This is a genomic window from Mesorhizobium sp. M1004 (assembly GCF_040318795.1).
Lineage (GTDB): Bacteria > Pseudomonadota > Alphaproteobacteria > Rhizobiales > Rhizobiaceae > Mesorhizobium.
This window is the reverse complement of sequence record NZ_JAMYNB010000002.1, coordinates 396,007-418,424: the sequence shown is the minus strand read 5'-3', so window position 1 is coordinate 418,424 and position 22,418 is coordinate 396,007. Positions and strand designations below refer to the sequence as shown.

20 protein-coding genes are annotated in these 22,418 nt (G+C 63.6%); 13 read left to right on the top strand and 7 right to left on the bottom strand.

Features of this window, described 5'->3' with window-relative positions; translation table 11 throughout:
* Window positions 1–77 precede the first annotated feature (77 nt).
* Together pdxR and NKH54_RS06150 are read left to right on the top strand one after the other, a co-directional pair.
* On the top strand, window positions 78–1,571 hold the full coding sequence (gene pdxR, locus NKH54_RS06155) for a MocR-like pyridoxine biosynthesis transcription factor PdxR (RefSeq protein WP_023669484.1): 1,494 nt from the start codon (window positions 78–80) through the stop codon (window positions 1,569–1,571).
* Between the two features lie 207 nt (window positions 1,572–1,778).
* Window positions 1,779–3,398 (top strand): trimethylamine methyltransferase family protein, encoded by a 1,620-nt coding sequence (locus NKH54_RS06150; RefSeq protein ID WP_352805259.1) that lies wholly within the window; start codon window positions 1,779–1,781, stop codon window positions 3,396–3,398.
* Between the two features lie 17 nt (window positions 3,399–3,415).
* On the opposite strand, the gene NKH54_RS06145 is transcribed toward NKH54_RS06150, so the two are convergent.
* A complete protein-coding gene (locus NKH54_RS06145; RefSeq protein WP_353027883.1) occupies window positions 3,416–3,814 on the bottom strand; it encodes a hypothetical protein in 399 nt (132 codons plus the stop codon).
* Between the two features lie 139 nt (window positions 3,815–3,953).
* Window positions 3,954–5,759 (bottom strand): IlvD/Edd family dehydratase, encoded by a 1,806-nt coding sequence (locus NKH54_RS06140; RefSeq protein WP_353027882.1) that lies wholly within the window; start codon window positions 5,757–5,759, stop codon window positions 3,954–3,956.
* A 143-nt stretch (window positions 5,760–5,902) separates the two neighbouring features.
* Here NKH54_RS06140 and NKH54_RS06135 point away from each other — a divergent pair, with 143 nt between their 5' ends.
* Entirely contained in the window at window positions 5,903–6,361 is a 459-nt protein-coding gene (locus NKH54_RS06135) for an SRPBCC family protein (protein WP_023688787.1), read from the top strand.
* A gap of 17 nt (window positions 6,362–6,378) precedes the next feature.
* Here the strand turns inward: NKH54_RS06135 and NKH54_RS06130 are convergent, their stop codons facing one another.
* The 3 genes from NKH54_RS06130 to NKH54_RS06120 all read right to left on the bottom strand — a co-directional run bounded on the left by NKH54_RS06130 (window position 6,379) and on the right by NKH54_RS06120 (window position 9,295).
* The gene (locus NKH54_RS06130) at window positions 6,379–7,569 is read right to left on the bottom strand and encodes an Mrp/NBP35 family ATP-binding protein (RefSeq protein ID WP_352724380.1); all 1,191 of its coding nucleotides are present in this window, start codon (window positions 7,567–7,569) and stop codon (window positions 6,379–6,381) included.
* A gap of 76 nt (window positions 7,570–7,645) precedes the next feature.
* Window positions 7,646–8,650 carry an inorganic phosphate transporter gene (locus tag NKH54_RS06125; protein WP_023688789.1) on the bottom strand — a complete coding sequence of 335 codons (1,005 nt, stop codon included), beginning with the start codon at window positions 8,648–8,650 and terminating at the stop codon, window positions 7,646–7,648.
* Between the two features lie 3 nt (window positions 8,651–8,653).
* Entirely contained in the window at window positions 8,654–9,295 is a 642-nt protein-coding gene (locus tag NKH54_RS06120) for a DUF47 domain-containing protein (protein ID WP_023673429.1), read from the bottom strand.
* Between the two features lie 158 nt (window positions 9,296–9,453).
* On the opposite strand from NKH54_RS06120, the gene NKH54_RS06115 reads away from it, so the two are divergent.
* The 10 genes from NKH54_RS06115 to NKH54_RS06070 all read left to right on the top strand — a co-directional run bounded on the left by NKH54_RS06115 (window position 9,454) and on the right by NKH54_RS06070 (window position 20,074).
* Window positions 9,454–10,353: a LysR family transcriptional regulator gene (locus NKH54_RS06115; RefSeq protein WP_023688790.1), complete on the top strand. Its 900-nt coding sequence runs from the start codon at window positions 9,454–9,456 to the stop codon at window positions 10,351–10,353.
* 194 nt (window positions 10,354–10,547) lie between these two features.
* Window positions 10,548–11,027 carry a formate dehydrogenase subunit gamma gene (locus NKH54_RS06110; protein ID WP_353027881.1) on the top strand — a complete coding sequence of 160 codons (480 nt, stop codon included), beginning with the start codon at window positions 10,548–10,550 and terminating at the stop codon, window positions 11,025–11,027.
* Window positions 11,024–12,580: a formate dehydrogenase beta subunit gene (locus NKH54_RS06105; protein ID WP_352758393.1), complete on the top strand. Its 1,557-nt coding sequence runs from the start codon at window positions 11,024–11,026 to the stop codon at window positions 12,578–12,580. The genes NKH54_RS06110 and NKH54_RS06105 overlap by 4 nt, the downstream gene beginning before the upstream one ends.
* 10 nt (window positions 12,581–12,590) lie before the next feature.
* Window positions 12,591–15,503 carry a formate dehydrogenase subunit alpha gene (gene fdhF, locus NKH54_RS06100; protein ID WP_023692626.1) on the top strand — a complete coding sequence of 971 codons (2,913 nt, stop codon included), beginning with the start codon at window positions 12,591–12,593 and terminating at the stop codon, window positions 15,501–15,503.
* A gap of 349 nt (window positions 15,504–15,852) precedes the next feature.
* Window positions 15,853–16,683, top strand: a complete 831-nt coding sequence (fdhD, locus tag NKH54_RS06095; protein ID WP_353027880.1) for a formate dehydrogenase accessory sulfurtransferase FdhD — start codon at window positions 15,853–15,855, stop codon at window positions 16,681–16,683.
* A complete protein-coding gene (locus NKH54_RS06090; RefSeq protein WP_023688796.1) occupies window positions 16,673–16,987 on the top strand; it encodes a formate dehydrogenase subunit delta in 315 nt (104 codons plus the stop codon). The genes fdhD and NKH54_RS06090 overlap by 11 nt, the downstream gene beginning before the upstream one ends.
* Window positions 16,988–17,121: 134 nt before the next feature.
* Window positions 17,122–18,675 (top strand): alpha/beta fold hydrolase, encoded by a 1,554-nt coding sequence (locus NKH54_RS06085; RefSeq protein WP_352966527.1) that lies wholly within the window; start codon window positions 17,122–17,124, stop codon window positions 18,673–18,675.
* 110 nt (window positions 18,676–18,785) lie between these two features.
* On the top strand, window positions 18,786–19,265 hold the full coding sequence (locus tag NKH54_RS06080; RefSeq protein WP_023688798.1) for a carboxymuconolactone decarboxylase family protein: 480 nt from the start codon (window positions 18,786–18,788) through the stop codon (window positions 19,263–19,265).
* A 76-nt stretch (window positions 19,266–19,341) separates the two neighbouring features.
* Window positions 19,342–19,704 carry a nuclear transport factor 2 family protein gene (locus NKH54_RS06075; RefSeq protein ID WP_023688799.1) on the top strand — a complete coding sequence of 121 codons (363 nt, stop codon included), beginning with the start codon at window positions 19,342–19,344 and terminating at the stop codon, window positions 19,702–19,704.
* Window positions 19,705–19,759: 55 nt separating this feature from the next.
* Complete coding sequence (locus tag NKH54_RS06070; protein WP_023738143.1) at window positions 19,760–20,074, top strand: hypothetical protein; 315 nt, start codon at window positions 19,760–19,762, stop codon at window positions 20,072–20,074.
* 27 nt (window positions 20,075–20,101) lie between these two features.
* Here the strand turns inward: NKH54_RS06070 and NKH54_RS06065 are convergent, their stop codons facing one another.
* Both NKH54_RS06065 and NKH54_RS06060 read right to left on the bottom strand, forming a co-directional pair.
* Window positions 20,102–20,800, bottom strand: coding sequence for a DUF3592 domain-containing protein (locus tag NKH54_RS06065; protein ID WP_023673418.1), 699 nt, complete (start codon window positions 20,798–20,800; stop codon window positions 20,102–20,104).
* Between the two features lie 153 nt (window positions 20,801–20,953).
* Window positions 20,954–22,381 carry a gamma-aminobutyraldehyde dehydrogenase gene (locus tag NKH54_RS06060; protein ID WP_353027879.1) on the bottom strand — a complete coding sequence of 476 codons (1,428 nt, stop codon included), beginning with the start codon at window positions 22,379–22,381 and terminating at the stop codon, window positions 20,954–20,956.
* Window positions 22,382–22,418 lie beyond the last annotated feature (37 nt).

The following is a 22,418-nucleotide window of genomic DNA, read 5'->3' as shown; positions in this document are numbered from 1 at the left end:
GCGCAACCCCTTGTGCCACGGTTACCTTCCGCTGGTCCAGCCAAGCAAAAAAGACTGGCCATCGAGGAACACCTTCCATGCCACAGCGTAACGACACGGCCATATGGTCCGGCCTGTTCCGGATTTCGGCGGAATCGGGCCAGACCCTGCAGGCGCAGATCCGTCAGGCGATCGTCGCCGCCATTCTCGACCGGCAGATTGCCGCTTCGATGCCGCTTCCGTCCTGCCGCATCCTGGCTGAAAAACTCGGCGTCGCGCGCGGCACTGTGGTGCTGGCGTTCCAGCAATTGGTCGATCAGGGTTTCCTGGTGGCGCGTGAACGGCGCGGCCATTTCGTCAATCCGGATGTGCTGGCCACCCCGGCCAAGCCGCACCAGAAGGCGCCCGACCAGCAGAACGAGATCGACTGGAAGGCACGCCGGCAGATCGCCGCCAGCGACATGCCGCCGCCGGCCAAGCACGACAACTGGATCAAGTCGTCCTACCCCTTCGTCTATGGCCAGTTCGACCCGGCGCTGTTCCCGACCGCCGAATGGCGTGAGTGCAACCGCATGGCGCTGGCCGTGCTCGAAATCCGCAACTGGGCCTCCGACATGGTCGATCGTGACGATCCGCTCTTGATCGAGCAGATCCAGGCGCGGCTGTTGCCGCGGCGCGGCATCTTCGCCAATCCGGACGAGATCATCGTCACGCTGGGCGCCCAGAACGCGCTCTATATGCTGGCGACACTGCTGATGACAAAGGGCTCCAAGGTCGCGATGGAAGACCCGGGATACCCCGACGCGCGCTCGATCTTCCGCTTGGCAGGCGCCGAAATCCAGCCGGTTCCGGTCGATCAGTCCGGCATCGTCACCTCGTCCATTCCCAACGATTCCGGCTTTGTCTTCGTCACCCCCAGCCACCACTGCCCGACCATGGTGCCGCTGTCGGCGGAGCGGCGGCAGGACCTTCTGGCGCGCGCCAACCGCCACAACCAGATCATCATCGAGGACGGCTATGACAGCCAGCTTCTCGACGAGGCGCCGCAGCAGGCGCTGAAGAGCCTCGATCGCTCGGGTCGCGTCGTCTATGTCGGCTCGATGTCGAAGACGCTGGCTCCGGGCCTGCGGCTTGGCTACATCGTCGCTTCGGCTGGACTAATCTCCGAGCTCAGGGCGCTGCGTCGCTTCATGCTCAGGCACCCGCCGGCCAACAACCAGCGCGCGGTCGCGCTGTTCCTGTCGCTCGGCCATCACGAGGCCCTGGTGCGGCGGCTGTCGTCGGCCTTCGATGAGCGGCGCAAGCGTCTGGTCCATGCGATTTCCGCATTCCTGCCGGAATGGCGCTCGACCGATTCGGCCGGCGGCACATCGCTCTGGCTGGAAGGCCCGCGCGGCACCGATTCACGTGGACTGGCCGAGGCCGCGGCGTCGCGCAGCGTCATCATCGAGCCGGGCGACCGCTTCTTCGATCGCACCGAAAAGCCCTCGCGTTTCATGCGCTTGGGCATTTCCTCGATCGCGCTGCAGCACATCGAGCCGGGTATTCGCGAGCTCGCGACTGCGGCCGGACGCAGGCCCGCGGCAGCCTGATTTGCCTGTGCCGGAGCTTTGAACAGCCCCGGCCCTTGGCATGATCACCAACATTCTGCATTAGCTCTCTGGCATACTCGGCTGCGTTGACTGGCCCATAGGCTGGGCCAATGGCAACGGCATAGTCGGCTGACAGAGGGACGAAGCAAGCCGACGGTGGACCAATCACCGCGCCGTGTTTCGCAAGCTAAAGGTGGAGTGCCCCCCATGTCAGTGGCTGTTGAGCAGCAGGATGCGGCTCTTAAGGATGCGGCTCCTAAAGATACATCAGCCGACCAGCGTTCGCGACGATCCGGCGGGCGCGAAGCGCGCCGCGCCATGCGCGCCGCACCGCTTGCCGACGATATCCGGCCGGTGCGCGCCGGCCTCGAAGGCGGCAGCTACGGGCCGCTCAACCAGAACGACCAGGAGCGCATCCATGAAGCGGTGCTGACGCTGCTGGAGACCGTCGGCTTCGCCAATGCCATTCCCTCCTGCATCGAGGCGCTGACCGGGGTCGGCGCCGTCTATGGCGATGACGGCCGCATCCGTTTCCCACGTGGGCTTGTGATGGACACGATCAAGAAAGCGGCGAGGAATTTTACGCTGCACGGCCAGGACCCCAGGCATGACATGCTGATCCAGGGCAAGCGCGTGCATTACGGCACGGCGGGTGCGGCGGTGCATCTGGTCGATGTCGAAAAGCGCGAATACCGCGAGTCGCTGGTGCAGGACATTTATGATGCCGCTCGCCTCGTCGAAGGGCTCGACAACATCCATTTCTTCCAGCGGCCGATGGTGCCGCGCGACATTCCCGATCCGCTCGAAATGGACTTCAACACGCTCTACGCCTGCGTGATGGGCACGTCTAAGCATGTCGGCACCTCGTTCACGGTGCGCGAGAACGTGCAGCCGGCGCTGGAAATGCTTTATGCGATCGCCGGCGGCGAGGAGAACTTTCGCGCCCGGCCGTTCGTATCCAATTCCAACTGCTTCGTCGTGCCGCCGATGAAATTCGCTGAGGACGCCTGCGGCGTGCTCGAAGCCTGCGTCGAAGGCGGCATTCCGATCCTGCTTCTATCGGCCGGCCAGGCCGGCGCCACCGCTCCGGCGGCAATTGCCGGCGCTGTGGTGCAAGCGGTGGCCGAAGTGCTGGTCGGCCTCATCTACGTCAACGCCATCAAGCCCGGGCATCCGGCGATCTTCGGCACCTGGCCGTTCGTATCCGACCTCAGGACCGGCGCCATGTCGGGCGGCTCGGCCGAGCAGGCAGTGTTGACTTCGGCCTGTGCGCAGATGGCGCAGTTCTACGATCTGCCGGGCGGTTCGGCCGCCGGCATGACGGATTCGAAACTGCCCGACATCCAGTCCGGCTATGAAAAGGGCATCACCGATGTGATGGCCGGTCTTGCCGGCCTCAACTTGGTCTATGAATCGGCGGGTATGCATGCCTCGTTGCTCGGCTTTTGCCTGGAGAGCCTGATCATCGACAATGACATGCTGGGCCACTGCCTGCGCTGCGTGCGCGGCATCGAAGTGACCGACGAAGCGCTGTCGATCGACACCATCACCGAAGTCTGCATGAATGGCCCAGGCCACTATCTCGGCAATGAGCAGACGCTGCGCCTAATGCAGACGGAGTATTTCTATCCTGCCGTCGGCGACCGCTTTTCGCCCAAGGAATGGAACGAGAAGGGCCGGCCCGACATCTTGCAGCGGGCGATCATCGAAAAGAAGCGCGTGCTGGCCGAGCGCTTCCCGCGCCATGTGCCGAAGCTGCTCGACGACAAATTGCGTGCCCGCTTCGGCGAGATGATCAAGCTGCCACGCAGCGGCATGGGCGGGTAAGCTTCACCTTACGAAGGTCAGTCCGCGCTTAGCCCAAAGCGCTCGACGACTTCGGCGCTGATCAGCTTGCCATGCAGCGCCATCAACACGATCTGGGCATCCAGGCTGTCGCCGGTTTCAAGCGCAGCCTCGATGCGGCGCTCAGCCTCCAGCCGCCGCTCCGGCCCATTGGCCTGCTCGAAGGTTTGTGGGCCCGCGATGCAAAAGCCGAACAGCTGCGCCACGGACCGGTAGGCGTCGGGCGGCGGCTCTTCCGGCCAATGATCCTTCATCAAATTGACGATGGTGAGCTTTACCCCCTCGGGAACAAGCGCAGGATGAAGATCGGCGCCGCGCAGCGCGTTGTCCAGTTCCCGCAAATCACCCGAGCGGCCGAACATGCCGAGGAAACCGAGGGAAGAGCGCCGCTTCGTCATTGATGGGTGTTATCCCTTGTGCAGGACCTATCGACACGAGTATCTGTAGACTTGGCCCAATCGATACAAGAGCGTTGCCATGAGAAAAGGCGGCCTGCCCGATGGCAAGCCGCCTTCGATTTCACCAAACTTGCAATGCTCAGTGGTTGTCCCTCGGCACGCCGCTGGTGTGCGCGACGTCCTGGTATTTCACCGCCGGCTTCAGCACCATGCCCTCCGAGAACTGGTCGACCATGGAGCGCTGGATTTCCTGCCATGGCGTCTGGTGCTTGGGATAGTGGTAGCCGCCATCGTCCTGCAGTTCGGCACGGCGGCGCGTGATTTCCTCGTCGGTGACGAGGATGTTGGCAGTGCCTTTGCGTAAGTCGATGCGCACACGGTCGCCGGTCTTGAGCAGCGCCAGGCCGCCGCCAATGGCGGCTTCCGGGGAAGCGTTGAGGATAGAGGGCGAGCCCGATGTGCCCGACTGGCGGCCATCGCCGATGCAGGCCAGCGCGTGAATGCCCTTCTTGATGAGATAAGCGGGCGGCTGCATGTTGACCACCTCGGCGCCACCGGGATAGCCGATCGGGCCGGCGCCGCGCATGAACAGGATGGTGTGCTCGTCGATGCCTTGCGCCGGATCGTCGATGCGGGCGTGGTAGTCCTCCGGCCCGTCAAAGACCATGGCGTTGCCTTCGAAGGCTTCCGGGTCGTTCGGGTTGGAGAGATAGCGCTCGCGGAATTCCGGCGAGATGCCGCTCATCTTCATGATTGCGGAATCGAACAGATTGCCGCAGAGATTGATGAAGCCGGCATTGGCCTTCAGCGGCTCGGCGACGGTGCGGATGACGTCGGTGTTCTCGTTGGCGACACCCTTGCAATTGTCACCGATAGTCTTGCCATTGACGGTCATCGCTGCGGGATAAGGCAGCAGCTTGGCCTTCATCAACTCGGCCACCACAGCCGGCACGCCGCCGGCATGGTGATAGTCTTCGCCGAGATATTCGCCCGATGGCTGCAGATTGACGATGAGCGGCACATGGAGGCCGACCGTCTGCCAGTCGTCATTGGTGAGCGGCACGCCGAGATGACGGGCAATCGCGTTGAGGTGGATCGGCGCATTGGTCGAGCCACCAATCGCCGAATTGACGACAATGGCGTTCTCGAAGGCCTTGCGCGTCATGATGTCGGACGGCTTCAGATCCTCATGCACCATCTCGACGATGCGCTTGCCGGTCTCATAGGAGATCTGGCCGCGCTCGCGGTAGGGTGCGGGAATGGCGGCCGAACCCGGCAATTGCATGCCGAGCGCCTCGGCCAGCGAGTTCATCGTGGTGGCGGTGCCCATGGTGTTGCAATAGCCGGTCGACGGCGCCGATGAGGCGACGATGTCCATGAACTCGTCATAGTCGATCTCGCCGGCGGAGAGCCGCTGGCGCGATTCCCAGACGATGGTGCCGGATCCCGTGCGCTTGCCTTTGTGCCAGCCATTGAGCATCGGTCCGACCGAAAGTGCTATGGCCGGAATATTGACGGTGGCCGCCGCCATCAGCAGCGCCGGCGTGGTTTTGTCGCAGCCGATGGTCAGCACGACGCCGTCGAGCGGATAGCCGTAAAGCACTTCGACCAGGCCGAGATAGGCAAGGTTGCGGTCGAGTGCCGCGGTCGGGCGCTTGCCGGTCTCCTGGATCGGATGGCACGGGAATTCGAAGGGGATGCCGCCCATCGAGACGATGCCTTCGCGCACGCGCTTGGCCAGTTCGATATGGTGGCGGTTGCATGGCGACAGATCCGAGCCGGTCTGGGCGATGCCGATCAGCGGCTTGCCCGACATCAGCTCGGCCCGCGTCAGGCCGTAGTTCAGGTAGCGCTCGAGGTAGAGCGCGGTCATGCCTGGATTGTCGGGATTGTCGAACCACTCCTGCGAGCGAAACTTCTTCTTTCCGGTGGGGGCGCCTGCCATCATGGTCTCCGTATTTGTAAGACAAATCGATATGGCAACGCGCGGAAGCAGGCAAGAGGGCGCACCGTCGCAACCGGACTTTGGTGCGATAGACACAGACCAGACCGTGCGTTAGGCCTTCGAAGTCTGTCCGGGAGGTGTCGATGGCTTTGGTGATCGAAGGCGAGGAACGCATTGCCGCCCCCCTGCAGAAAGTGTGGGACGCGCTGAACGACCCGAAGGTTTTGCAGGCGACCATTCCCGGCTGCCAGCACCTGGAGATGAAATCGCCGACCGAAATGGCGGCGACGGTGGTGTTGAAGATCGGTCCGATCAAGGCGACATTCAACGGCGAGGTGACGTTGAAGAACCTGAAGCCGCCGCACTCCTACACCATCCAGGGCGAGGGCAAGGGCGGTATTGCCGGCTTCGCCAAGGGTGGCGCCGACGTGACGCTGACGGCGGACGGGCCGGATGCGACGGTCCTCAAATACGCGGCCAAAGCCGAAGTCGGCGGCAAGATCGCCCAACTCGGCAGCCGGCTCATCGAATCGACTTCGAAGAAGCTGGCCTTGCAGTTCTTTTCAAGCTTTGGCGAGAAGGTGGGTTCCCCTCCCCCTTGAGGGGAGGGATATCCGAGCTACTCGAACACGATGTTCGGCACCGCCGCTTCGGCCGCGCCGCGTTCTTCGTTGACCCGGTCCCAGACCTTCGAAGCAATGCCGCGATAGATCTTCGCCTCGGCGCTGTCTGGCTTCGACGCCACCACCGGAGCACCTTCATCAGAACTTTCGCGAATGCCCATTTCCAACGGCACTTCGCCGAGGAAGGTCACGCCGAGGCGCTCGGCCTCGCGCCGCGCCCCGCCATGGCCAAAGATGTCGTAGCGCTTGCCGGTATCGGGGGCGATGAAATAGCTCATGTTCTCGACGATGCCGAGCAGCGGCACGTCGACCTTCTTGAACATATTCAATCCTTTGCGGGCGTCGATCAGCGCCAGGTCCTGCGGCGTCGAGACGATGACCGCGCCGGCCAGCGGCACCTGCTGGGCCATGGTCAGCTGGGCGTCGCCGGTGCCGGGCGGCATGTCGACGACGAGCACGTCGAGGCGGCCCCATTCGACCTCACGCAGCATCTGCGTCAGCGCCGACATCACCATCGGACCGCGCCAGATCATCGGCGTCTCCTCGTCGACGAGGAAGCCCATCGACATCACCTTAAGGCCGTAATTCTCCATCGGTTTCAGGATCTTGCCGTCGACGGTCTGCGGCCGGCCATGGATGTTGAGCAGCCTGGGCATGGACGGGCCATAAATATCGGCATCGAGCACGCCGACACGCAAACCGTTGGCGGCGAGGCCAAGCGCGATGTTGACAGCGGTGGTCGACTTGCCGACGCCGCCCTTGCCGGACGCCACCGCGATGATCGCCTCGATTCCGGGCACGCCGCGCTTGCCCGAGCTTTGCGAGGCCGAGGCGTGCGGGGCTGGAGTGTGTGGAGTTGGGCGCGGCCCGCCTGGCGCAGCCGGCGGTGCGGGCCTGGGCGCGGGACGCGACGCAACCGGAGCCTCCATGCCGCCGCCCTTCTTCTCCGCCGTCAGCGCGACGACGGCGCCGGCGACACCAGGGATCGCCTTGACGACACGCTCGGCTGCGGCGCGCAGCGGCTCCATCTCCTGTGCGCGGGCGGCGGGAACGGTGATCGAGAAAAACACTTTCGAATCGGCGATGAAAATCTCCGAAACCATGCCGAGGTCGACGATGTTGCCGGTGAAGTCCGGCCCGTTGACCGTCTTCAGACGCTCGGTGACGATTTCCTTGGTGACGGACATGCATTGTTCCCTAGGCGTTTGGCTGCGGCTCAGATAGTGCAGATTGGCAGCGACTCCAAGCACCACGGTGTCCGCCTCACCTTGCCAGGCCAACCGCAAGGTAGGTGAGCGCCGAAATTGCAGCCGTGGCCGGCAAGGTGACGATCCAGGCGATGACGATGTTGCCGGCAATGCCCCAGCGCACGGCCGAGACGCGGCGGGCGGCGCCGACACCGATGATGGCCCCGGTGATGGTATGGGTGGTCGACACGGGGACGCCGAGCCAGGTGGCGGCAAACAGGGTGATGGCGCCGCCGGTCTCGGCGCAGAAGCCCTGCATCGGATTCAGCCGGGTGATCTTCGAGCCCATCGTGTGAACGATGCGCCAGCCGCCGAACAAAGTGCCGAGCGCCAGTGCTGTCTGACAGGTGAGGACGACCCACAGCGGCACGTAGAACGTCCCGCCGAGCATACCTTGCGAATAGAGCAGCACGGCGATGATGCCCATGGTTTTCTGGGCGTCGTTGCCGCCGTGCCCTAGCGAATAAAGCGAGGCCGAAAAGAACTGCATGACGCGGAAGGTGCTGTCGACGGCGAACGGTGTCTGGCGCACGAACAGCCAGGAAACGGCCAGGATCAGGACCAGCGCCAGAACAAACCCTGTCGCCGGCGACACGACGATTGCGGCGACCGTCTTGCCAAGCCCGGTCCAGACGATGGCGCCGGGCCCAGCCTTTGCAACGCCGGCGCCGACGAGCCCGCCGATCAGCGCATGCGAACTGCTGGACGGGATGCCGGCAATCCAGGTGACGATGTTCCAGACGATGGCGCCGACGAGCGCCGAGAAGATCACCGCCGGCGTGACGATGCTGACGTCGACGATACCTTTTCCCACGGTTTCAGCCACGTGAAGGCCGAAGAACATGAAGGCGATGAAATTGAAGAAAGCCGCCCACAGGACCGCATACTGCGGTCTCAGCACGCGGGTGGAGACGATGGTGGCGATGGAGTTCGCCGCATCGTGCAAGCCGTTTAGGAAATCGAAAAACAGCGCGACGGCGACAAGGCCGATCAGCACGGGAAAGGCGATGGTGGCTTCCATTGCCTAAACGTTCTCGATGACGATGCCGCTGATCTCGTTGGCGACGTCCTCAAAGCGGTCGACCACCTTCTCCAGCTGGCCGTAGATCTCCGAGCCGATCAGGTAGGCCATCGGATCGCTGCGGCCATGCCGCTTGAACAGGTCCTTCAATCCCTGCTCATGCAGATCGTCGGCGCGGCTTTCGACGCGCATCACCTCTTCGGCGATGGCGTTGAGGCGTACCGTGTGCGTGCCGACCTTGCTGAGCAGCGGGATCGCTTCGGCAACCAGCCTGGAGGCGGCAACGATGACGCCCCCCATCTCCTGCATCAGCGGGTCGAATTCCTTCTTTTCGAACAGCTTCACCGTCTTGACGGTCTTGTGCATCATGTCGATGGCGTCATCCATCGACTGGATCAGGTCCTTGATGTCGCCGCGATCGAAGGGCGTGATGAAGGAACGCCGCACCGCCAGCAGCACTTCGGCCGTGATATGATCGGCCTCGTCCTCGAGATCGATGATCTTCTGGCACCAACGATCGATGTCCTTGCCCTGCAGGAGCTGCTCCAGCGCCTCGGCGCCGCCGACCACGGTGCGGGAATGCCGTTCAAAGAGGTCGAAGAAGCGATCTTCGCGCGGCAAAAGCTTGCGGAACCAGCCCAGCATGTCCGATCTCCTCGTATTCCATCCAACCACATAGCGCCGTGTTCGGCCGGGGGAAACAGCCAGCCGGCCCAAAGATGTGGATGCATGGCCAATTGCGGGTAGAGCTTGCGGCGAAAGGCAATTTCTCCGACCTTGCGCGCAACGAACGGACGGATGGTATGATCGACAAGCTCGAATTCTTCATCGCGCTGGCCAAGGAGGAGCATTTCGGCCGGGCGGCGGAAGCGTGCGGCGTCACGCAGCCGACCTTGTCGGCCGGGATCAAGCAGCTGGAGGGCCAGCTCGGCGTCATGCTGGTCAATCGCGGTTCGCGCTTTCAGGGGCTGACGCCGGAAGGCAAGCAGGTGCTGGTGTGGGCGCGTCGCATCGTCGGCGATTCCAGGACCATGCGCGAAGAGATGCGGGCGGCGCGACATGGCCTGTCCGGGCGTATCCGTATTGCCGCCATCCCAACCGCCCTCGCCATGGTGGCGCGGCTTACGACGCCATTTCGCGAGAAGCATCCGGGCGTCACCTTCTCTATCCTGTCGCGCACCTCGATCGAGGTGTTGTCGCTGCTCGGCAATTTCGACGTCGATGCCGGCATCACCTATCTCGACAACGAGCCTCTCGGACGGGTGACCAGCGTGCCGCTCTATGACGAGCGCTACCAGCTGATCACGGCGGTCGGAAATCCCTATTCGGATCGCGACAAAGTGACATGGGCCGAAATCAGCCAGCTGCCGCTCTGCTTGTTGACGCCGGACATGCAGAACCGCCGCATCATCGACCAGCATCTGGCCGAGGCCGGCGTGCAGGTGCGGCCGACACTGGAATCCAACTCGATGATCGTGCTGTTCTCCCACATACGGACAGGCAAATGGTCGTCGATCATGCCGCTCAACCTGGCGGAAACATTCGGTTTTTCCGAACCGATCCGGGCCATTCCGATCGTCGAACCGGATGCCAGCCACACTGTCGGGCTGGTCGCCGCGCCGCGCGAACCGCACACGCCGCTGGTGCAGGCGCTGCTGGACGAGGCGATGGCGCTGGCAGACGATTTCCGCGCCAATCGCTGAGCTAGTCATAACTGGTCAATCGGCGCGATAGAAATTTTCTATCGTGCAACGAAACCGCTTTATTGATTTCAGAGGTTTTCTCTGATTTCTTAAGCACTTAGCGATTAAGCGGCGTAGGCATGTCGTTGTTCCAAAACCGCGTCATGCTTTTGGACGATTATATGCATCGATCGCTACGATAGGGAGGGCGCTGCGTGACGATGCAGCCAGCAAGCACCGAGATACGGTCGCGCACGGCGGCGATCATCCAGCAGTTGAAGGGCCTCGAAGGCCCGCTGCTGCCGATCCTGCACGAGATCCAGGAAGAATTTGGCCACGTGCCGCAGGACGCCGTGCCCGTCATCGCCGATGGGCTGAACCTGTCGAGGGCCGAGGTGCACGGCGTTGTGACCTTCTATCATGATTTCCGTGCCCGGCCGGCCGGCCGGCACGTGCTCAAGCTCTGCCAGGCGGAAGCCTGCCAGTCGATGGGTTCGGATGCGATCGCCGCAAAGGTCAAGCAGTTGCTCGGCATCGATTTCCATGAGACCACCCGCGACGGATCGGTTACGCTTGAGCCTGTCTATTGCCTCGGGCTGTGCGCCTGTTCACCGTCGGCGATGCTGGATGGTGAGGTGATCGGGCGGCTCGATGACGAGAAGATCGAAGAGATCGTCGCGGAGGTACGCTCATGATCCCGCGCATCTACATTCCAGGTGACTCCGGCGCGCTGGCGCTCGGCGCCGAAAAGGTCGCCAAGGCTATTCGTGCGGAACTGGCCGAACGGGGCGTCGAGGCCAAGATCGTCCGCAACGGTTCGCGCGGCGCCTATTTCCTCGAACCGATGGTCGAGGTCGCGACCGAAAAGGGCCGGGTCGCTTACGGGCCGGTCAAGCCCTCGGACGTCAAGAGCCTGTTCGACAGCGGCTTTCTCACCGGCGGGCATCACAAGCGCTGGCTGGGCGCGCCCGACAAAATCCCGTTCCTGGCCAAGCAGACGCGCCTGACGTTCGCGCGTTGCGGCATCAACGACCCGCTATCGCTCGACGCCTACAAGTCACTGGGCGGGCTGAAGGGCCTGCAGAACGCGGTGGCCATGGCGCCGGTCGACATCGTCAAACAGGTCACGGAATCGGGCTTGCGCGGCCGTGGCGGCGCCGGCTTCCCGACCGGCATCAAGTGGAAGACGGTGCTCGATACGGCATCCGATCGTAAATACATCGTGTGCAATGCCGACGAGGGCGACAGCGCTACCTTTGCCGACCGCATGATCATGGAGGGCGACCCCTTCGTGCTCATCGAAGGCATGGCGATTGCCGGCATCGCCACCGGGGCGACCAAGGGGTTCGTCTATATCCGCTCGGAATATCCGCATGCGGTGGCTGTCATGAACAAGGCTGTCGAGGTCGCCCGCAAGGCAGGCGTGCTCGGCGTCAGCGTGCTGGGTTCGCCCAACGCCTTCGACATGGAAATCCGCGTCGGCGCCGGCGCCTATGTCTGCGGCGAGGAAACGTCGCTGCTGAACAGCCTTGAAGGCAAGCGCGGCGTGGTGCGAGCCAAGCCACCGCTGCCGGCAATCCAGGGTCTGTTCGGCAAGCCGACGGTGATCAACAACGTCATCAGCCTAGCCTCCGTGCCCATCATCATGGACAAGGGTGCTGCCTTCTACAAGGATTTCGGCATGGGCCGCTCGCGCGGCACGATCCCGATACAGATCGCCGGCAACGTCAAGTTCGGCGGCCTGTTCGAAGCGGCGTTCGGCATGACGCTGGGCGAGATCGTCGACGATATCGGCGGCGGTACGGCCACTGGTCGCCCGGTGAAGGCGGTGCAGGTCGGCGGCCCGCTCGGCGCCTATTTCCCGCGCGGCCTGTTCGACACGCCGTTCGACTACGAAGAGTTCGCGAAGCGCGACGGACTGATCGGTCATGCCGGCATCACCGTGTTCGACGACACGGCCGACATGCTGAAGCAGGCGCGCTTTGCCATGGAGTTCTGCGCCATCGAAAGCTGCGGCAAGTGCACGCCCTGCCGCATCGGCTCGATACGCGGGGTGGAGACCATCGACCGGCTTGCCGCCGGCATCGAGCCGGAGAAGAACCTGGCACTGGTCACCGATCTCTGCAACACGATGAAGTTCGGATCGCTCTGCGCGCTGGGCGGCTTCACGCCCTATCCGGTGATGAGCTCGATCACCCATTTCCCCGAAGATTTCAAGCCCGCGCCGGCGCGCGTGGCTGCTGAATAGGAGCTGGCAGATGAATATCAAGGCCGACTTCCCGACACTCATCGAAGAACTCGATTACGGAACCCCGGAATCGAAGGCGCAAAAGCAGGTTACGCTGATCGTCGACGGCCGCAGCATCAGCGTGCCGGAGGGTACGTCGATCATGCGCGCGGCGATGGAAGGCGGGGTCGAGATCCCAAAACTCTGCGCTACCGACATGCTGGACTCGTTCGGCTCCTGCCGCGTCTGCCTGGTCGAGATCGACGGGCGCGGCGGCACGCCGGCATCCTGCACGACGCCCGTCGGCGAAGGCATGGTGGTGCGCACGCAATCCGAGCGGCTCGACGCCATCCGCCGCGGTGTCATGGAGCTTTACGTCTCCGACCACCCGACCGGCTGGGACGAGAAGGCCGGCACCGGCGCCAGCGAGTTCGACGTTGTGGCGAAATCGGTCGGCCTGACCGAGAACCGCTTCGGCATCGAGGGCCGCAACCACGTCAAGCAGGAAAACGGCGTCGCGCCCGGCCATGGCTCGCTGGCGGTCGACTACATCGCCCGCGACGAGTCCAACCCATATTTCACCTATGATCCGGCGCAATGTATCGTCTGCTCGCGCTGCGTGCGGGCCTGCGAGGAGGTGCAGGGCACCTTCGCGCTGACGATCGAGGGCCGCGGTTTCGAATCGCGCATGGTCGCCGGCATGCACGAGGATTTCATCGCCTCCGAATGCGTATCCTGCGGCGCCTGCGTGCAGGCCTGTCCGACCGATGCGCTGCGTGAAAAGACCGTGCTTGAGAAAGGCATGCCCGAGCGCTCCGCCGTCACCACCTGCGCCTATTGCGGCGTCGGCTGCTCGTTCAAGGCAGAAGTGAAGGACGACGAAGTCATTCGCATGATGCCCTACAAGGACGGCAAGGCCAACCACGGCCACTCCTGCGTGAAGGGCCGTTTCGCCTATGGCTATGCCACCCACAAGGACCGCATCCTGTCGCCTATGATCCGGGAAAAGGTCAGCGATCCCTGGCGCGAAGTGAGTTGGGAAGAGGCCATCGCCCATACGGCCAAGGAATTCCGCCGTATCCAGTATCAATACGGCCGCACCTCGATCGGCGGCATCACGTCCTCGCGATGCACGAATGAAGAGACCTATCTGGTGCAGAAGCTTGTGCGCCAAGGCTTCCGCAACAACAATGTCGACACCTGCGCCCGCGTCTGCCACTCGCCGACCGGCTACGGCCTCGGCCAGACCTATGGCACCTCGGCCGGCACGCAGGATTTCGATTCCGTCGACTTCACCGATGTCGCCGTCATCATCGGCGCCAATCCGGCTTCCGCGCACCCGGTGTTCGCCTCGCGGCTGAAAAAGCGGCTGCGCCAGGGCGCCAAGCTGATCGTGCTCGATCCGCGCCGCACCGAAATGGTCAAGTCAGCGCATATCGAGGCCGACTATCACCTGCCGCTGAAGCCCGGCACCAACGTGGCGGTGCTGACGGCGCTGGCGCATGTCATCGTTACCGAAGGGCTTTTCGAGGAAGCCTTCATCCGCGATCGCTGCGACTGGGCGGAGTTCCAGGATTGGGCTTCTTTCGTCGCCTTGCCGGAAAACAGCCCCGAAATCGTCGGCAAGCTGTCCGGCGTCGACCCCGAACTGATCCGGGGTGCTGCGCGCCTCTATGCCAAGGGCGGCAATGGCGCGATTTATTATGGCCTTGGCGTCACCGAACACAGCCAGGGTTCGACCACGGTTATGGCTATCGCCAACCTTGCCATGGCGACCGGCAATATCGGCCGTCCCGGCGTCGGCGTGAACCCGCTGCGCGGCCAGAACAACGTGCAGGGTTCCTGCGACATGGGCTCATTCCCGCACGAACTGCCAGGCTACCGCCACATCTCGGGCGAGGCGGTGCGTGACATCTATGAGAGCCTTTGGGGGGTGAAGCTCGACGACGAACCCGGCCTGCGCATCCCCAACATGCTGGATGCCGCCGTCGACGGCTCGTTCAAGGGCATCTACATCCAGGGCGAGGACATTCTGCAGTCGGACCCTGATACCAAGCATGTCGCGGCCGGCCTGGCGGCGATGGAATGCGTGGTCGTGCACGACCTGTTCCTCAACGAGACCGCCAACTACGCGCATGTCTTCCTGCCGGGCTCGACCTTCCTGGAGAAGGACGGCACTTTCACCAATGCCGAGCGCCGCATCAACATGGTGCGCAAGGTTCTGGAGCCGAAGGCGCGCTACGCCGACTGGGAAGCGACACAGGAGCTTGCCCGTGCGATCGGGCTGGACTGGAACTATCAGCATCCCTCCGAGATCATGGACGAGGTTGCAAAAACGACGCCGAGCTTCGCCGGCGTGTCCTTCGAGCTGCTCGACCGTGTCGGATCCGTGCAATGGCCCTGCAACGAGAAGGCGCCGCTCGGCACACCGATCATGCATATGGATGGCTTCGTGCGTGGCAAGGGCAAGTTCATCCGCACTGAATATGTCGCGACCGACGAGCGGACCGGGCCGCGTTTCCCGTTGCTGCTGACCACCGGCCGCATTCTCAGCCAGTACAATGTCGGTGCACAGACAAGGCGCACCGAAAACGTCATGTGGCACTCGGAAGATCGGTTGGAGATCCATCCGCACGACGCCGAGAACCGCGGCCTGCGCGATGGCGACTGGGTGCGGCTGACCAGCCGTTCGGGCGAGACGACGCTGCGTGCGCTGATCACCGACCGGGTGTCGCCGGGCGTGGTCTACACCACCTTCCACCATCCGGACACGCAGGCCAACGTCATCACCACCGACTTCTCCGACTGGGCGACCAACTGCCCGGAGTACAAGGTGACCGCGGTGCAGGTCGGCGCCTCCAACGGGCCTTCGGACTGGCAGCGCGATTATAACGAGCAGGCCGAGCAGAGCCGCCGCATCGCAAAGCTGGAAGCGGCGGAGTAGTCTTGCCACGGCGTTCGACAATAAGAGCTTCAATCTTGACGGTTGGTCGACCCCTACTCCGTCAGGAAGGACGCGAGCTTATGCCGAATGGCGCCTTTCTTCTCCCTCCGGAGGGGGGAGAGGTGGCGCCGCGAAGCGGCGACGGAGTGGGGGAAGCCGGCCCCGCAACACGCAGCCGTCGAAAGTCGCGCACAACCCAAAGAGCAGGCAAACCGGCCTATCTGGCGAGCAGTCGACCCCCACTCCGTCAAGCTTCGCTTGACACCTCTCCCCCGGTCGACGGGGGAGAGGAAAGGCGCGAGCCTCCACAGCTACTGCTAAGGACGGACAGGGCAGAGGGGCGCGCCTCGTGACCCGAAAACGCCAAGCCACCACCCAAATCTCTCGCCTTGCCCACCGCGCCAGCGGCACGACATCGGCCAACCGCATGGTGCCGGAGGAGACGCCGGTGGCGTTCTCCTTTGCCGGCACCACCCATGCGGTGATGATGGCGAGCCCGGCCGATTTCGAGGATTTCGCGCTCGGCTTCTCTCTGACCGAAGGCATCATAGCCTTGCCTGACGAAATCGATGCGATCGAGGTCGAGGACCATGGCGCCGGCATCGATATCCAGATCCGGCTGAAGGACCAGGCCAATACGCGCTTCGAGACGCGGCGCCGGCGCTTGGCCGGGCCGGTTGGCTGCGGGCTGTGCGGCATCGAATCGATTGAGGAAGCGATGCGCTCGGTCGACAAGGTCGGTGCGTCCAAGCTTACGCTTGAAGCCGACGATATCACCCGTTCGGTAAAGCTTTTGTCCAAGGTGCAGCCTCTGCATTCAGAAACCGGCGCCGTGCATGCAGCGGGCTTCTACATTCCCGGCAAAGGCATCGTCATGGCGCGCGAGGATGTCGGCCGGCACAATGCGCTGGACAAACTGGCCGGCGCGCTGGCCAAGGCCGGCATTGACAGTGCATCGGGCGCGGTGGTGGTGACATCACGCGTCTCGGTGGAGATGGTGCAGAAAACGGCGGCGATCGGCTCCGCCTTCATCATCGCCGTGTCGGCGCCGACAGCCCTTGCCATCCGCACCGCCGAAGAGGCCGGCATGACGCTGGTGGCGCTGGTGCGCGGCGACGATTTCGATGTTTTCACCCACCCGGAACGGGTGGTCTTGGGAGTTGCCCAGCATGTCGCATGACGAAGAACACATCACGAGCACCGGGGAAAAGCTGGTGCGCATGGCCAACCAGATCGCCGCCTTCTTCCATTCAAGGCCCCGCGAGGAAGGTGTGGCGGGCGTGGCCGAGCACATCAACAAGTTCTGGGAGCCCAGGATGCGCCGGCAGTTCTTCGAGATGCTGGACAGTGGCGGCGAAGGTTTTGACGAACTCGTCGTCGTGGCCTCGGCCAGGATCAAGCGGCCGAAGACCGAGGAGCAGGCCGATGTGAGCATCGGCTACGTCCAACCCACGGGCGCAGAGAGCGCCGCTCCCCAGAAATAGCCTCCCCCAGAAATGGCGGGCGCACACGGTTCGCCGCGGGCTATATTCCTGTCTTCTAAAGTTTGGCTGCCGCATCCGCCAGGCGTCTGCTATGGTCGGCGATCAGAAATCGTCTGGCCGGGCGGGATAGCAACGTGAGGCCGATCGAGACGCGATATGCCCTCAGCGGCGACGTGCGGATCGCCTATCAGGTGGTCGGCCAGGGATCGTTCGACCTGGTTTTCGTGCCCGGCTTCATCTCCAATCTCGACCTGCATTGGGAAGACGAGGGCTACGCCAGGCTCTTGAAACGGCTCTCGGCGTTCTCGCGGCTGATCCTGTTCGACAAGCGCGGCACCGGCCTGTCCGACCGCGTCGACCCACGCCACCTGCCCAGCCTCGAAACCCGCATGGACGATGTGCGCGCGGTGATGGATGCCACCGGCAGCGGCCGCGCGGCCTTGCTCGGCGCTTCGGAAGGCGCGCCGATGGCAATGTTGTTTGCCGCCACCTATCCGGAACGGACACGAGCGCTGGCGCTCTATGGCGGTTATGCGCATTTCCACAAATGGGTGATGTCGCCGGAGCGCCTCGAGGCCTTCATCGCGACGGCCGGCACGGAATGGGGCACGGGCGCCACACTGCCCAACTTCGCTCCCGGCCGGGTAGATGATGCGCATTTCACCCAGTGGTGGGCCCGCTTCGAGCGGCTGTCGGCCAGTCCGACGGCAGCGGCAGCCCTTGCCCGGATGAATGCCGGAATCGATGTGCGCGGCGTGCTTTCGGCGATCGGCGCACCGACACTGCTCATTCATCGCCGCAACGACGCGCGGGTCGACCCGGACGCCAGCCGCTTCCTGGCGAAAGAGATCGCCAATGCGCGATTGGTCGAGGTCCCCGGGCGCGACCACCCGATCTGGACCGGCGATGTCGACCGGGTGGCGGACCTGATCGAGGAATTCCTGACCGGCGAGCGTGCCGTGGCCGAAGCGGAGCGCGTGCTTGCCGCTCTTCTGGCGACACGCATCTACGACACGGCGCGGGTTGGCGACCGCATGTGGAGCGAACGTAGCGAGCGCTTCCAGGAGAGCTGGCGGCAGCTGGTCGGCCGTCATGGCGGACGCGTCGCCGGCATCCATGGCGAATTGATGATCTCGCGCTTCGACGGGCCGGCGCGGGCCATACGCTGCGCGGCGGCACTGCGCGATGCGGCGCAACATATGGGCATTGCAAGCGCCCAGGGCGCCCATGTCGGTGAGGTCGAAATGCGCGGGCCGCCGGTGGGGCTGATGGCACGGGTGACGATGCAGATCGCCGCCCATGCCGGGCGCGGCGATATTCTGGCGTCGCGGCTGGCCGCCGATCTGGCGGCGGGGTCCGGCCTGCATTTCATCGATGCCGGGCGTGTCACGGTGGATGAGCTGGACGAGCCGCTGGCGCTGGTCCAGGCAACGTCGGAACAGCACCTGGAGCCGGCCTGCCGCCCCAAGGCGAAACCCGCCGAGCCGGCTCAACTGACGGCGCGCGAAAGCGAGGTGGTGATCCTGATCGCCGACGGCAAGAGCAATGCCGCGATCGCCGCCGAGCTGAGGCTCAGCGAGCATACGGTCAAGCGTCATGTCGCCAACATATTGCTGAAGCTCGATTTGCCGTCACGGGCGGCGGCAGCGGCATTTTCCGCCAGGCAGGCTGGCCCGGACGGGCCATAGGGACCATGGCGCTTTCGGGCGAAGCGGCCAGGTGGGGTCGAGGCGTACCAATTCTCTCCATGCAGGCCAGGCGGATGTCGCCGGGAAAGGCACTGCGGATGGAGGATGCAATGCTGAAGTCAAACAGGTCGATCAAATCGCTGGTGATAGCGGCAGGCGTTGGCGCGCTGTTCACGATCGCTCCCGCCAGAGCCGAGGATGCCTCGGCGGCCGCCGCCTACAAGGACATCGAGGCGACGCTCGGCTCAGTGCCGGACATGTTCAAGACGCTGCCCGATGTCGCGGTTGCCGGCGCCTGGGCCGAGATCAAGGGTGTGCAGCTCAACCCCAAGACCGCGCTCGACGGCAAGACCAAGGAACTGCTGGGGCTGGCCGTCGCCTCGCAGATCCCCTGCCAGTACTGCATTTATTTCCACACCGAGGCCGCCAAGCTCAATGGCGCGACCGATGAGGAGATCAAGGAGGCGATCGCGATGGCGGCCATCGTGCGCCACTGGTCGACGATGCTCAACGGCAGCCAGGTCGATTTCGCGACCTTCAAACAACAGACCGACGGCGTGTTCGCAGCCGTCAAAGCCAAGTCGCAGTGAAAGAAACTGCCGGGCGGTGCGCCGGGCATTGCTTGTGATCATTCAACCGCCCGATCAACGGGCCATGGAGGAGAAGATGCTGACCAAGACGCAGAGCGTGGACGGCGCGGCGATCAAGAAAGCGATCGAAGGACGGGACGGCAGGATGCTCGCTAGCTTCTATGCCGACGACGCACTGGTGCGGGTGATCGACCGCAACAATCCGCCGAGCAAGCCGCGCGAGATCCGCGGCCGGGCGGCGATCAGCACCTTCTGGGACGACATCTGCAGCCGGGCGATGACCCACAAGGTCGACACCACCATCGCCGATGGCGACAATCTCGCCTTCACCCAGGCCTGCGCCTATCCGGACGGAACGAAAGTGTTCTGCGCGGCGATGCTGGAGCTGAAGAATGGGCGGATCGCACGACAGACCGTCGTGCAGGCCTGGGACGAGTAGTTCCACCGCGGAAAGATCAACCGCGGTTTGGGCCGCAAAACTGGAGGAGACAAAAATGTTCAGCGCCAGATGGCAGATCGACGCCAAGTTCGGGCACAAGCAGACCGTGCTCGACCTGTTGAAGAAATGGGAACGCGAGATCGGCTCTCAGGTCGGCATTGCCGATCTCGAGTTCCAGATCATGACCGGTTCGGTCGGAGCTCGGGAAGCGACGGTCGAATCGCATCATCAGGTCGAAAGCCTTGCCCAGCTGGAGGGATTCTTCGCCAGGATCGGCAAGATCGACGCGCACGCCAAATGGGGCAAGGAGATGGAGCCCTACGTCGTTTCAGGCACCAGCCTTTGGAACATCTACCGCATCGTGGAGTAGCCGTGCAGGTGCAGCAGTTTTCGGCCATCAGTTGCGGCGGCCGAAACTCGTCCGCTGCCCGGAAAACCGCCCTTCCCTGGCCGATCCGGCAGCCGCGACACGTGCCGGCTGATTGGGCAATGTGGCCTGCTTGGCCAGGGCCGCCGCTATCAAGGCGTCGGCCTGGCGCGCGCGCTGGTCCGCGCCGGCATCTCCGGCAGGGTTGCCCGCCACGGCGGAGGTCGACATCCGCCGGCGGGGTTTGAAAGCAAGATAGAGAAGCAACGCGCCGAGCAGTCCAGCGCCAATGACGATCGTCAAACGCGTGCCGGTCATGCCGGTGCGTTCGATCTGGGTGGGGTTGGCGGGGTTCTGGACGACGGTGAGCTTGTCGCCGACCTGCGGTTCGCGGGCACCGTTCTTGTTCAGCTCCATCGTGGCCTCGACGGCGTCGGCGCCGGTGCCGACGCGCAAGGTGCCGGTGAATTTCTGGGTCACCTTCCACTCTTTGTCAGCATGAACCGTCTTGAACGCATCCACCAGTTCGCACGGGATCGTGGCGGTGCTGACGGTCTTGTAGACAATCTTGTGGGCGGTCGATTCCATGTCGCATTCGACATTGACCGCGAGGATTTCAGCAGGCGCCTCGGGCCAGCCGCTCTTCTTGATCATGTCCTTGCCGCCGAACACAGCGATCAGCAGACAGAAGCCGCCAATGAGTACCAGCTTGATCTTGGTCGTGTTCATGCGCAAACCCCTCGCCGCGCGGTTTCCCGGCAAGAGGCTGCTCGTTCAGGTTGAATATTCAGTAAATCGTGAACTCCCGCCGTACCGCAAAAGTAACTCTCGCTTAATGTACAGAAAACGGGTTGGCGAATATTTTAGAGATAGTGGCGGCCTCTACCCATGCGCCACCATCACATGACGAACGGCGGTATAATCCTCCAGCGCATAGAGAGACATGTCCTTGCCATAGCCAGACTGCTTCAGCCCGCCATGCGGCATCTCGTTGGTCAGCATGAAATGGGTGTTGATCCAGGTGCAGCCATATTGCAGACGGGCGGCCGTCGCCATGGCGCGCGAGACGTTCTTGGTCCACACCGAGGATGCCAGGCCGTAGTCGCTGTCATTGGCCCAGTTCACGGCTTCATCGACTTCGGAGAAGCGGGTGATGGAGACGACCGGACCGAACACTTCGCGGCGCACGATCTCGTCTTCCTGCAGCGCGCCGGCAACCACCGTCGGCTGGTAATAGAAGCCGGAGCCTTCGCCCGGCCTGCCGCCGGTGGTGATCTCGATGTGCTTCAGTTCCGAAGCGCGCTCGACGAAGCTCGAGACGCGATCGCGCTGGCGGCGCGAGATCAGCGGCCCGATCTCATTTTCGGTGTCGTCGGGCTGGTTGTATTTGATGGTCGAGACGGCAGAAGAGAGATCGGCGACGAGCTTGTCGTAGATCTTCTTGCCGGCATAGATGCGGCAAGCGGCTGTACAATCCTGCCCGGCATTGTAGTAGCCGAAAGCGCGCAGGCCGTTGACCACGGCGCCGAGGTCGGCGTCGTCGAAAACGATGACCGGCGCCTTGCCGCCGAGTTCCAGATGCGTGCGCTTGACCGACTTGGCGGCGGCCTGCAGCACCTTCTTGCCCGTGGCGACGTCGCCGGTGATCGAAATCATGTTGACCTTGGCGTGATTAATCAGCGTGTTGCCGACGCTGTCGCCGCGGCCGAGCACGACATTGACGACGCCCTCGGGCAGCACCTCGGCCAGGATCCTGGCCAGCTTCAGCGCCGTCAGCGGCGTCTGCTCCGACGGCTTGAAGACGACGGTGTTGCCGCCGGCAATGGCCGGCGCCAGCTTCCAGGCCATCATCATCAGTGGATAGTTCCACGGCGCGATGGAAGCGACGATGCCGATCGGGTCGCGCCGCACCATCGAGGTGTGGCCGGGCAGATATTCGCCGGCGACCACGCCCGGCATCGAACGTACCGCGCCGGCAAAGAAGCGATAGCAGTCGACGATCGCCGGGATTTCGTCATTGAGCACGGCGTTGATCGGCTTGCCGCAATTCAGCGCCTCGAGCGCCGCGAACTCCCGCGCGTTGGCCTCGATGCGGTCGGCGATCTTGAGGAGATAGCCGGAGCGCTGCGCCGGCGTTGTGCGTGACCACAAGACGAACGCTCGCCCGGCGGCAGTAACAGCCGCCTCGATCTGCGCCTGGCTGGCTTCAGGCAGGTTGAGAATGGTCGCCCCGGTCTTTGGATTCAGAATCGGCTCCTCGGTGTCGGTGCCGTTCTCGAACTTCGAGCCGATCAGCATCTGGGTGTCCATGCGGGTTCTCCTTGGTCAGGAGCGAGTAGCGAATAGC

What these genes read in the sequence shown, in the direction of transcription:
- NKH54_RS06070 (WP_023738143.1), top strand. Translation starts at nt 19,760, where the DNA reads ATGTTCAGCGCCAGATGGCAGATCGACGCCAAGTTCGGGCACAAGCAG.
- NKH54_RS06090 (WP_023688796.1), top strand. Translation starts at nt 16,673, where the DNA reads ATGTCGCATGACGAAGAACACATCACGAGCACCGGGGAAAAGCTGGTG.
- NKH54_RS06115 (WP_023688790.1), top strand. Translation starts at nt 9,454, where the DNA reads ATGATCGACAAGCTCGAATTCTTCATCGCGCTGGCCAAGGAGGAGCAT.
- NKH54_RS06125 (WP_023688789.1), bottom strand. Translation starts at nt 8,650, where the DNA reads ATGGAAGCCACCATCGCCTTTCCCGTGCTGATCGGCCTTGTCGCCGTC.
- NKH54_RS06135 (WP_023688787.1), top strand. Translation starts at nt 5,903, where the DNA reads ATGGCTTTGGTGATCGAAGGCGAGGAACGCATTGCCGCCCCCCTGCAG.
- NKH54_RS06080 (WP_023688798.1), top strand. Translation starts at nt 18,786, where the DNA reads ATGCTGAAGTCAAACAGGTCGATCAAATCGCTGGTGATAGCGGCAGGC.
- NKH54_RS06065 (WP_023673418.1), bottom strand. Translation starts at nt 20,800, where the DNA reads ATGAACACGACCAAGATCAAGCTGGTACTCATTGGCGGCTTCTGTCTG.
- pdxR (WP_023669484.1), top strand. Translation starts at nt 78, where the DNA reads ATGCCACAGCGTAACGACACGGCCATATGGTCCGGCCTGTTCCGGATT.
- NKH54_RS06130 (WP_352724380.1), bottom strand. Translation starts at nt 7,569, where the DNA reads ATGTCCGTCACCAAGGAAATCGTCACCGAGCGTCTGAAGACGGTCAAC.
- NKH54_RS06140 (WP_353027882.1), bottom strand. Translation starts at nt 5,759, where the DNA reads ATGGCAGGCGCCCCCACCGGAAAGAAGAAGTTTCGCTCGCAGGAGTGG.
- NKH54_RS06150 (WP_352805259.1), top strand. Translation starts at nt 1,779, where the DNA reads ATGTCAGTGGCTGTTGAGCAGCAGGATGCGGCTCTTAAGGATGCGGCT.
- NKH54_RS06120 (WP_023673429.1), bottom strand. Translation starts at nt 9,295, where the DNA reads ATGCTGGGCTGGTTCCGCAAGCTTTTGCCGCGCGAAGATCGCTTCTTC.
- NKH54_RS06075 (WP_023688799.1), top strand. Translation starts at nt 19,342, where the DNA reads ATGCTGACCAAGACGCAGAGCGTGGACGGCGCGGCGATCAAGAAAGCG.
- NKH54_RS06060 (WP_353027879.1), bottom strand. Translation starts at nt 22,381, where the DNA reads ATGGACACCCAGATGCTGATCGGCTCGAAGTTCGAGAACGGCACCGAC.
- NKH54_RS06105 (WP_352758393.1), top strand. Translation starts at nt 11,024, where the DNA reads ATGATCCCGCGCATCTACATTCCAGGTGACTCCGGCGCGCTGGCGCTC.
- fdhF (WP_023692626.1), top strand. Translation starts at nt 12,591, where the DNA reads ATGAATATCAAGGCCGACTTCCCGACACTCATCGAAGAACTCGATTAC.
- NKH54_RS06145 (WP_353027883.1), bottom strand. Translation starts at nt 3,814, where the DNA reads ATGACGAAGCGGCGCTCTTCCCTCGGTTTCCTCGGCATGTTCGGCCGC.